Consider the following 10,145-nt stretch of genomic DNA (forward strand, 5'->3'; position numbering starts at 1 on the left):
CTCCATGTGGTCGGCTCCTTCCTTTGTTGGCTGTCACACTGCACCAACATGGCACAATGCGATGCCGTCGGGGTGGAGCCGTCCACACCATCAGATTAAACTCGTTTGCTAGGCTAACTGGTGCCCGATTGTTCTTCCGCGACGCTCTCTGCAAGGCCTTTTCCCTTACAGAACAGTCTTTTGCGTCCATCCCACAGCGATGGCATGGGAAGAGGCGCTTCCGGCTGATTGTTCTGATGGTGTGGACGGCTCCACCCCGACGGCATCGCATTGTGCCATGTTGGTGCAGTGTGACAGCCAACAAAGGAAGGAGCCGACCACATGGAGATTACAACACTCGGGATCGACCTTGCCAAGTCCGTCTTTCGGTGCTGTCAGACCAATGCGAACCAGTCGCCGCAAGCCGGTGACGCAGACCCTCAACCTGCATAAAGACCGCGCCATTCGACAAGAGCGGCGGTGCGGTTCAGCTTGAAGAGGTTTCGACTGGAGAGGCTGCGTTCCTGGTTGAAGTGGTTCGAAACGGAGGCGTGGACGGAGGCAAACTTTTGCAGACATCGCATCTGGCGGAAGCGCTGCATCGCCCGCTCCCGTCTTCGGAACGGCAGATGCGAGTTCTCCGCCCGGTTGTTCACCCAGCGACCCATCTCGCGATCATCGCCGCGCCCCATTTCCTTCAGAGCTGCGCCGTAGGTGCGGAGGCGATCGGTCACCACTTCCTCCGGCCGGCCGTGCCGCTTCATCGCTTTCCTGAGGAACTTCAGCGCTGCCTTCTTGTCCCGGGTGATCGTGACGAAGCTCTCGAGAACCTCACCCTCATGATCGACGGCCCGCCAGAGATAGTGCTGCCTGCCGTTGATCTTCACGAACATCTCGTCCAGATGCCAACGCCACCGGCTCGAGCGCCTGCCCTGGACCCGGCGCTTCCGGATCTCGGAGGCAAACATTGGACCGAACCGGTTCCACCAGTACCGGACCGTCTCGTGGCTGACGTCGATGCCACGTTCGTGGAGAAGATCTTCGACGTTCCGCAATGAGAGTGGGAAGCGGACGTAGAGCATGACAGCCAGGCGGATGATCTCGGGGCTCGTCTTGAAGTACCTGAAGGGGCTGCGTTTCGTCATTGGGCGAGGGTAGGTCGGCCACGATCCTGTCTCAAGGCAAGTTCTTCTGACACTGCCCTCCGCCCTGTTGTTCACCCAGCGACCCATTTCGCGATCGTCGCCTCGCCCCATTTCCTTGAGGGCTGCGCCATAGGTGCGGAGGCGATCGGTCACCACTTCCTCCGGCCGGCCGTGACGCTTCATCGATTTCCTGAGAAATTTGAGCGCTGCCTTCTTGTCGCGGGTCGTCGTGACGAAGCTTTCCAGTACCTCACCTTCATGATCTACGGCCCGCCAGAGATAGTGCTGCCGGCCGTTGATCTTCACGAACATCTCGTCCAGGTGCCACCGCCATCGGCTCGAGCGCAGGCCCTGGACCCGGCGCTTCCGGATCTCGGACGCAAACATCGGACCAAACCGGTTCCACCAGTACCGGACCGTCTCGTGGCTGACCTCGATGCCACGTTCGTGGAGAAGGTCCTCGACGTTCCGCAGCGATAGCGGGAAGCGGACGTAGAGCATCACCGCCAGGCGGATGATCTCGGGCGACGTCTTGAAGTACTTGAAGGGACTGCGTTTCGTCATCGGGCGAGGGTAGGGAAGTCACGAACCCGTCTCAAGGCAAGTTCTTCTGACAGTGCCAGCCATACTGCTTACCCAGCAGCAGGAACGGCTCGCCCTGCATGCCGCCCAACATGCGGAATCTTCCGGCATGCTCTTTCGGATGCGCGCGCATGTGGCCGATCTGATCTCTGGCTCCCCAGCGTTGCGCTCAGTCCTTGGTCATATTTCCGAGCGGACTGGTCTTGATCCGCGCGAACGGCACCGGCTTGAAAACGAGGCGCTGGCGCGTCGGCATGAGCGCGAGAAGATCGCTCTCGAAGGGCAGAAGAAAGCCCTCGACAAAATTGATCGCCGCGAGCGGGTCTCACTGGAGCGTGACCTCAAGCGCGAAGCCCTGATGGAACGCACCAAGAAGAAAGAAAAACGCGCCGCCGAAGACAAGGATAAGGTTCGCGTCCAGCGCACCGATCCGCGTCTGCTTGACGAGGGTGCGCTCGGACAGGAATTCAACGCTGAAGCGAGGGCCTCTCAAGGCGAGAGCGCCGACGATGGTGACGGCGATGACGGTGGCGATCTGCGCAAAAGCTGGAAGCAGCGCGCCGACGAAATTGGGCAGCGGCGCGGTCGTGGTTGCGGATTCAAGATGGAGCGCGATGGTGATTGATGCCTAGGCGGTCAAATGCGTGCGCGCACGTTCAAAATGCTGGATCAGTTCGACATGGTCGTTTCCGAGTCCTTCAACGCAGTAGGGGTTCAAAAACTGACGACCGGCAAACAGGCTCTTATCTGTTGGGGATAGCCCGGCAATTTCGCAGATCGCGTCCCATTCTCCGGCAATTGTCGAGATTTGGCCCTTGATGATTTCGATAGCTTCATCCGCTGTTAGCAGGAAATCCCCGGCGGCGGCGAGGCAAGTGCTGAGTCCGCTCAGCCGGTTATCGCCTTTTATAAGCATTGCTTGTGTGGCCTCACCACCAGCGCGGCCTTGCGGGCAGATGTCATAGGCCGGAGTCATTGTCAGCATTTTACCGTCCCAGAAAGCAGCGTGGTTCCGGGCATGATCGTCCGTGTTGCCGCAAAGAATGTTGAAGCAAATCCGTCCATAGAGGTCTCTGAGTGTTTCTTTTGGATTAGTGAAGTGATGGCGGATGATCTCGGCCAGGACCTCGTACGAGGCGTAACGCGCCATCATTTCATCCAACCCGAGCATCGTCAGTGCCGAGACCATGGCCTTGCGTTGCCAGCCGCTATTGGTCTTGATGCGGTCGAAACGTTCGATCAGCAGCACGTCCTTGCCCGCGGCCCCGATCAGGGAAACGGGGGCGACATTTAGCCCACAGGCAGCAGCAAGCCGCATGGCTATGAATTCTGCCTTCACGACGCTGTAGAGGTCCGTGCTCGAAGAAAACTTCGCAATCAGCTTACGATCACCGCGATCGATCAAGGCTTTCGGGCGTGCGCCGCCGATAGATGTCCCGTGATTAAGTGCCTGGTCGAGCGCCGGTGTCAGCGGCACGCCTTTCTCGATGCGTTCGGCCGCTTCAAGCAGTTCCTCGTAGGACGCCTCCGATTTCAAGCGGGGAACGTATTCCGTTGCGGATTCCTGGAAGTCGAGCGCGCCAATCCGGTCTGAGCCCGATTCCAGAAGGTAAGCCAACTCTGTTATATCGCGGACTTTGGCCTCCGCAGCCTTTGCACCGACGAGGCGGTTGATGATGACCCTGCGCCCCCACGCGTCCGGCGAGCCGTCACGAATGCAACTAGCCATCTTAAGGTCTGCGATTGGTTCGATCCGGCCGCGGCGGAGTGGCAACTCAGGCTCGTAGATCGGAATCGCGTTCTCACGCTCAAGGTAGCTGGCGCCATAGTTGAAGACGTAGCGCTCGCCGACTCGTTCGATCCGGCCAGCAACGTGAGGTTCTGTCTCGCCTGGTAGCCAAATCCAGACAAACGCCTCTTTGATCTGTCCACCCTTAGAAGTCATCATCGACCTCCTGAGTAGATGTCCGCACGCTTTGGGGGAGCAAGGTTAGTTTTTCGTCAAGCCGAGCTTTGTGCATGGCAAGGGTTCTTTCGTCGTATTCGAACAGCCGCACGCCCACGAGGGCTGCGACCTCAAATACGGTGCCGATTTCGCTTCCTGGCTCCCCTTTTTCGATGGTGTACAGTGTCGTGCGGCTGATGCCCGCTCTGTCGGCAAGGTCCTGTGCAGTCATGCCACGTTCTGCCCGGCCAACTTTGATGAGCTTGCCTAAGATCAAAAGCGCTTGCCGCGTCACCCGCGAGTAGCTTCTTTTGCGTTTCATCGTAAACCTGCCTTTGTTCTGTTTATTGTACGTAAAGCTGGTTCACGTACATCTTATTGAACATCATACAATAGAATTCGTACAGATGTCAAGTTCTTGTTCAGTTAATTGGACGGGAAGGGCGCTCACGTGCATCTTATTGAACATTGCGTATCAGACAGTTAGGCTGAGCAGAAGGTTTGTGCATGGGAGTGGAGTGATCCAAACTCACCAGCAAAGCAGGGCCGGGATACGCGCCTGCCTCGTCCTCGCCGCCGCACCCCCATCAGCAAGTGAGGGGTGACGAACGGCTCCGGCGAAGCAGGGCGATCAGACATGCAATTCTTTGCGTGGGCGCCATTGTCTGATATTCTGACGTCAGGCAAGAGATTGAGAAGACAGAAAAAAATAGAATGGCAGACGACACACTAAAACGGTTTGAAACGATACGGATTTTCGCAAAGGGTGGGAAGCTGGCGCCGCACAAGCCACTATTGCTTTTGTACGCTCTCTCCAAGCTGAAGAACGAAAACGCCGAACGCATTGCCTTCACCGATGCCGAAGACGTCGTCGGACCTCTCATCCAAACCTACGGACCGTTCAATGCCAAAACCAGCGTTGTCTTCCCTTACACCCGCCTTGCCAACGATCACATCTGGTGGGTCGAGCCCCACGATAAGAACGCCTCAGGCGACCTGAACCTCACCGAAGCGCGAGACCGACGGCTGCAGGCGGGTTTCTCGGATGACGTCCTTGCCGCCTTCCGGAAAGACCCAAAGCTGATCGACAACGTCGCCATCAACCTTCTGGAGCGGAACTTCTCGCCAAGCCTGCATCAGGACATCCTGGATGCGGTCGGTATGTATCTCGGCGATGATGAACGAGAAGCCGTCCTGCGCCGTAAGCGTGATCCGCGGTTCCGCGTCATGGTGCTCACCGCCTACTACGAGCAATGCTGTGTCTGTAAGTACGACGCCAAGATGAATGGTGCCGCCATCGCCCTTGAGGCCGCCCACATCAAAATGCACTCGGCCGGCGGCCCCGACGACATCGACAACGGCCTTGCGCTCTGCGTTATCCACCACAAGCTCTTCGACCTAGGGGCGATGACCGTTGACCCCAATCTCAAGATTAGGGTCTCCGAGCGCGTTGTCGGCGACTGGGGGCGCAAACTCAACGACGAGTTTCATGAAAAGGAAATCCTGCTTCCCAGAAGCGATAAGCTGCACCCGACGCCCGCTTACATCCACTGGCACAACGATCAGATATTCAAAGGCGTGGTGGGGTAGGCGATGACATCAGGAAAGCTCGTCAGGGTGGTGTCAGACGAATGCGAACCAGTCTCCGCAAGGACAGGCGAGCTGATACGTCAGGCCGCGAAAAGGCCGCGCCACTCGGCGAGGGCGGCAGCACGGCTCTGCTTGAATACGATGCGGGAGGAGAGGCTGCGTTCCAGGTTGAAGTGGTTGTGAACCGAGGCATGGACAGAGGCAAACTTCTGCAGACATCGCATCTGTCGGAAGCGCTGCATTGCCCGCTCCCGCCTTCGGAACGGCAAGTGCGAGTTCTCCGCCCGGTTGTTCACCCAGCGACCCGTCTCGCGATCGTCGCCTCGTCCCATTTCCTTCAGAGCTGCGCCGTAGGTGCGCAGTCGATCCGTCACCACCTCCACCGGCCGGCCGTGCCGTTTCATCGATTTTCTCAAGAATCTCAGCGCCGCCGACTTGTCCCGTGTGACGGTGACAAAGCTCTCCAGCACCTCGCCTTCGTGGTCGACGGCCCTCCAGAGATAGTGTTGCTTACCGTTGATCTTCACGAACATCTCGTCGAGATGCCACCGCCACCGGCTCGAGCGCATGTCCTGCACCCGGCGCTTCCGGATCTCTGCCGCGAACATCGGCCCGAACCGGTTCCACCAGTACCGGATCGTCTCGTGGCTCACTTCGACACCCCGCTCGTGTAGCAGGTCTTCCACATTCCGGAGCGACAGAGGGAAGCGGATGTACATCATTACTGCCAGACGAATGATCTCGGACGAGGTCTTGAAATAGCGGAACGGGCTGTGCTTCTGGGTCATGGCAGCAGGCTACGTGCCAGCTTAACCTCGCTCAACCCGTTTTGCTCTGACACTACCTACAAAGCTAATCGGCGAAATGTCGGGCGGTGGAGTGTGAGAACGGCCGCATTCAGCGTAGGCTGCCTTCCAACTTTTGGCCTGGAAACTGCAAGTAAGTTCCAGTTCCGGTTCTCCGGACTGGCACCTGCCGGCACGCGAGGAAGGCAAATCCTAGGAAAGAGCACTGGGTGCAGGAACGACCGATAGGAGGGCGCGAAGTGGACATTGGCTAGAAAACAACCTAACGGCAGCTATGGGCCGTCAACTTCGTGCGATTGCCTTCTTGCAAAGGGTTCGATTGGTTTCCAATCTGGGTGCGGACAAACAAGAGGACTAACGATGAGTGCTCGTTTATCGACAGCAATCAGGATCGGGGATGCCGCTACAGCGATCTTTCGAAAGATAAAGAGCTTCCCAGACCAGCGTTTTTGAGGAAGTTGAAGACTGGACCGATCGCGATCACGTCGGCGTAGAGCCAATGCTGTTGGCGCTTTCGATGGAATTGGCGCTCAAAGCATGGTTCGTTTTTGACTATAACGATCCAAATGTCGTCAAGTCGCATGACCTGACAAAGCTCTTTGATGCCTTGCTGCCCGAAAGCCAGCAGAGGCTTGACGAGGAGTTCAATCGAGCGGTGAACCCGCGTCATCCCAGCGTCTTTTTCTTCGACTACGGTATCCGAGACATTCTTTTGCAGCACAAAGATGCGTTTGTTGATTGGCGCTATCTCCACGAAGCAAAGAAAACGATGATGTTTGACCAGAGCGCCTTTGAGGCAACGCTTGAAATGGTGCTCCGTGAATTCAGGAAGAGATACCGCATTGAACCCGTAAGACCACTTCTCGGCCATCCTATATGATGTCTGCTTTGGTGAAGCTGCACCGCGGCGTGTTTGCTGCGACGAGTGTCTCCTCTGGGCCGATCACGTCGGTCTCGCATGCATTTTTTGCGCCTGAAACCCCAGGCCTCAGTTTTGGAACGCCTGGGCTGGATGTTTTTAGCGTTGATCGTAAAGGGTCGGAATGAGCTGTTCAACTCGCTGAATCTATCTTTGACCAACATCTCGCCGCGAAACCGTATCTTCTACCATTCGGCTTAGATTCGCAGGGCTTGCCCAGCGCGACAACTGAAACGGTGCTGGAATTCTGAAAGTCAGTCGATGCGGGTCATCTCGGTCACTGGTCTTCGAGTTGGACCGCGCCGCAGCGAAGTAGAAACTCGTACGTGCCGTCATAGAAAGCAGGTGGTCGCGTCGGATCGTCACGATCGCCGGTGGGTACAAAGATGGCCATACCCTGCCGCGCGCGGGTCAAGAGTACGCGATAGGCATTTAGCAGGTATAAACGCTTCGTCTCGTCGCGAACTTGCTGCCATTTGGTCCCTTTGAACGCGTGAAACTGCCAGGCGGCATCTATCCAGCGGAGGTCCGCGTCCCAACAGACACCGGCCCAATCCAGCTCGAGCCCCTGAATATCGAATTGGGTGGCGACCTCCTCGAGATAGTACGAAGAGCGGACGTCCAGCCTGTCATTGAGAAACCAGGTTGCCGGTTCGATTTTCGCCTTCACATGGATGCCCTCCGGGCGGAGACGGTATCCTCCTGATGAAGCGACAAGGCCAAGCCGCTCGCTACCTCGCGCCATGCTACGCAGCCAACTGCGGACCCGCGCTAAATCACGAGAGACAACAATCGGATAGCGGCCTCCCATGGCGGCTAGAGAATGCTTTGCGCCTGATGCGTCTCCGTCGAGCATCTGACCCACGAACGCCGAAAGTTGCTCGGCACGGAACGACCGCATTGAGACCGCCAGGTGCAGATCAGGGTGCTTCACGATGTTCGGCGCCGCCAGCAATGTTTTTGCCTCGGAAGACGCGGTGTAATGCCGATCCTCTAGCAGCGAAGAGGCGTGCACCCGCCAACCGGGAAACCTATCCTTGAGAGCGGTCAGCCATTCCATCAGGCCTGCTTCGCCCGTGTTGATCTCTTGTCCGCCCCCAATCAGGCAAATGACCGTGCACCAGTCACGATGCCTATCCATGACGCTGATCAGAAATTCAGGCTCGGACTTGTCGAAGTCATCATAGCCGCGCTTTTTCATGAAGTTGGTCGCTTGACCAGCCGTCCAAGCCCTCTGCGCTTCATCGAAGACTACAACTTTCTCGAACGGAACTTCATCCCGGTCCAGATAGTGATCGCGAAAATGGTGAATGTTCTGGACGAAGGTCCTGACCCGTCTTCTGGCCTCGCCCAAGGCGATTTTCTCGCGACTGTTCTGGTCGCGGGCCAGTGCCTCTCGCAACACGTCGACCAGAGGGCCGTTACCGGATAGAAAAACCGCGTGTTCGTCTTCGTGGCGTTTAGCGCGTTTGGCGGCGATGTTCAGCCCAGCTAAAGTTTTCCCAGCGCCTGGCACGCCGGTGATGAAGCAGATCGATTTGAACTGATCGCGTTTTGATTCCTCAATCACTTCAGCAATCCGACCTGCGGTAGCCTGCAAGTTTTTTGCCCCGGCATCTGAGCGCGATATCTCCTCCACCGCGTGGCTTCTGTAGAGCGCTTCGGCAGCCTCAATAATGGTGGGCGTTGGGCGGTAGCCCGAGGCGCGCCATGCAGCTACATCAATGTGATCGTGCCTGGCTGCGGGCGGCCGTTGGAGGGCTAGTGTGTCGGCCAGCCCATTGGGACCTATGAGAACCGGCGCGGACACAAGATCGGTCGCCCAGCGAGGCTGCTGCAATCGAGCTTCGGCGCGGGTCGCGATCAATACAGGAAGGATTGGAAGGGAGTGGCTGCCCAGATGGAAGTTCTTCAAATCCAGTGCATAGTCGTGGACCTGTTCAATTGCGGCTCTATCGAAAGATGCGGAGTTGACCTTGAACTCGAGTACAATAACCATGCCACAGTGAAGAACTACTGCGTCGGCACGTTTCCCCATGCGCGGGACAGAAAACTCTAAGAAAACGTGCGCGTCCGGCGTGCTCGCCAGCACGCGTTTCAGGATTTCAATCTGCTTAATCCAGGCAAAGCGCTGTTCATGCTCAAGCGCGTGGTGATGCGATCGGGCAAGTTCACCGAGAACGCTTTCATCTGAGGAGTTCAAGAAGTCGAGGGCGGATGCCGAATAGTATGAATCGCGCATGCCTTTGCATGTCAGATTCATTTGCGTGACGCCAGGGCGCCGGGTTGTTCATCCCATCCTTCGGGAAAAGGCTCCAGCACCTGCGCCAGCGCGACCTCCGGCCCCTGCCTTCCGTCCAGTATCGCCTCGACAATGTCGGGCGCCAACAGCGTCAGCCGCAGAACCCGGGTCAAGTAGGAGGGCGCGATCCCCTCGCGGTCGGCTAGCTCCGCGGTGGTCGCGAACTCGCCCGACTCCAGCATCCGCTTCCATCTGAACGCGCGCGCCAGAGCCTTGACCAGCGTGTTATCCGGTCGACGCGGCTGGGCGACGCCCTCCGGCGTGTTGCTGGGCAACACCATCTGCTTGCGCCCGCCCCGCTTCACGATGCGGAACGGGACATGGAGCGTCACCGTCTCGGGGACTGGGGCACCTCGGGTCATGCGGCTTCTCCCATGTCTCCGGCCAGCATCTCTCGCGCCAGACCGCCGAGACCATCGACGCGGAGCCGGACGTTCAGGCCCCCATCGCCAATGTCCACGCGCTCGACCAGCAGCGCCAAGATGCGCGCCTGCTCGGCGGGGAAGAGTTCGTCCCACAGAGGGTCGAGTTGCTGAACGGCATCGCGGGCGTCGGCCTCGGTGACCTCGTCGTCCTGCGCCCGCGCCGTCTTTCACGTCCCCGCCACGATCTCACGCTGGCGGAACACCGCCCGCAGCTGGTCAATCACGGCCCGCTCGATCTCACCCGCAGGCACGCGCCCGACAGGGCAGGCTCCAGCGCCGTGCTTCAGCACCGTCTGGCTGACGTAGAAGCGGTAGAGCCTGCCGCCCTTGCGGGTGTGCGTCGGCGAGAACGCCGCGCCGTCTGGCCCGTAGAGCAACCCCTTCAGCAGCGCAGGCGTGTCCGACCAGGTGTTCGCAGCTCGTTTGCGCGGGCTCTCCTTCAGGATGGCGTG

9 protein-coding genes and 2 pseudogenes are annotated in these 10,145 nt (G+C 58.4%); 3 read left to right on the plus strand and 8 right to left on the minus strand.

Going from position 1 to position 10,145, the window contains the following annotated elements:
* Nucleotides 1–419: 419 nt before the first annotated feature.
* Both C8D95_RS21440 and C8D95_RS21445 read right to left on the minus strand, forming a co-directional pair.
* On the minus strand, nt 420–1,124 hold the full coding sequence (locus tag C8D95_RS21440; RefSeq protein WP_109761255.1) for an IS6 family transposase: 705 nt from the start codon (nt 1,122–1,124) through the stop codon (nt 420–422).
* A gap of 51 nt (nt 1,125–1,175) precedes the next feature.
* Nucleotides 1,176–1,688: pseudogene (locus C8D95_RS21445) on the minus strand (IS6 family transposase); the annotation flags it as partial.
* A gap of 52 nt (nt 1,689–1,740) precedes the next feature.
* On the opposite strand from C8D95_RS21445, the gene C8D95_RS21450 reads away from it, so the two are divergent.
* Nucleotides 1,741–2,331: a hypothetical protein gene (locus C8D95_RS21450; RefSeq protein ID WP_126918586.1), complete on the plus strand. Its 591-nt coding sequence runs from the start codon at nt 1,741–1,743 to the stop codon at nt 2,329–2,331.
* Nucleotides 2,332–2,334: 3 nt separating this feature from the next.
* Here C8D95_RS21450 and C8D95_RS21455 read toward each other — a convergent pair whose 3' ends face one another.
* On the minus strand, nt 2,335–3,651 hold the full coding sequence (locus C8D95_RS21455; protein WP_109761248.1) for a type II toxin-antitoxin system HipA family toxin: 1,317 nt from the start codon (nt 3,649–3,651) through the stop codon (nt 2,335–2,337).
* Nucleotides 3,641–3,973, minus strand: coding sequence for a helix-turn-helix transcriptional regulator (locus C8D95_RS21460; protein ID WP_109761249.1), 333 nt, complete (start codon nt 3,971–3,973; stop codon nt 3,641–3,643). The genes C8D95_RS21455 and C8D95_RS21460 overlap by 11 nt, the downstream gene beginning before the upstream one ends.
* Before the next feature lie 392 nt (nt 3,974–4,365).
* Here C8D95_RS21460 and C8D95_RS21465 point away from each other — a divergent pair, with 392 nt between their 5' ends.
* Nucleotides 4,366–5,241 carry a phosphorothioated DNA-binding restriction endonuclease gene (locus C8D95_RS21465; protein WP_109761250.1) on the plus strand — a complete coding sequence of 292 codons (876 nt, stop codon included), beginning with the start codon at nt 4,366–4,368 and terminating at the stop codon, nt 5,239–5,241.
* Nucleotides 5,242–5,321: 80 nt separating this feature from the next.
* On the opposite strand, the gene C8D95_RS21470 is transcribed toward C8D95_RS21465, so the two are convergent.
* Nucleotides 5,322–6,029, minus strand: a complete 708-nt coding sequence (locus tag C8D95_RS21470; RefSeq protein ID WP_109761251.1) for an IS6 family transposase — start codon at nt 6,027–6,029, stop codon at nt 5,322–5,324.
* 517 nt (nt 6,030–6,546) lie between these two features.
* On the opposite strand from C8D95_RS21470, the gene C8D95_RS21475 reads away from it, so the two are divergent.
* Nucleotides 6,547–6,927: a hypothetical protein gene (locus tag C8D95_RS21475; protein ID WP_109761252.1), complete on the plus strand. Its 381-nt coding sequence runs from the start codon at nt 6,547–6,549 to the stop codon at nt 6,925–6,927.
* Between the two features lie 316 nt (nt 6,928–7,243).
* Here C8D95_RS21475 and C8D95_RS21480 read toward each other — a convergent pair whose 3' ends face one another.
* The 3 genes and pseudogenes from C8D95_RS21480 to C8D95_RS21490 all read right to left on the minus strand — a co-directional run.
* Nucleotides 7,244–9,208 (minus strand): DUF2075 domain-containing protein, encoded by a 1,965-nt coding sequence (locus C8D95_RS21480; RefSeq protein WP_109761253.1) that lies wholly within the window; start codon nt 9,206–9,208, stop codon nt 7,244–7,246.
* Nucleotides 9,209–9,225: 17 nt separating this feature from the next.
* Complete coding sequence (locus C8D95_RS21485) at nt 9,226–9,630, minus strand: hypothetical protein (RefSeq protein WP_109761254.1); 405 nt, start codon at nt 9,628–9,630, stop codon at nt 9,226–9,228.
* Nucleotides 9,627–10,145, minus strand: a pseudogene (locus C8D95_RS21490) (recombinase zinc ribbon domain-containing protein); the annotation flags it as partial. The pseudogene C8D95_RS21490 and the gene C8D95_RS21485, both read right to left, overlap by 4 nt.

The organism is Silicimonas algicola (assembly GCF_003148765.1).
Classification (GTDB): domain Bacteria; phylum Pseudomonadota; class Alphaproteobacteria; order Rhodobacterales; family Rhodobacteraceae; genus Silicimonas; species Silicimonas algicola.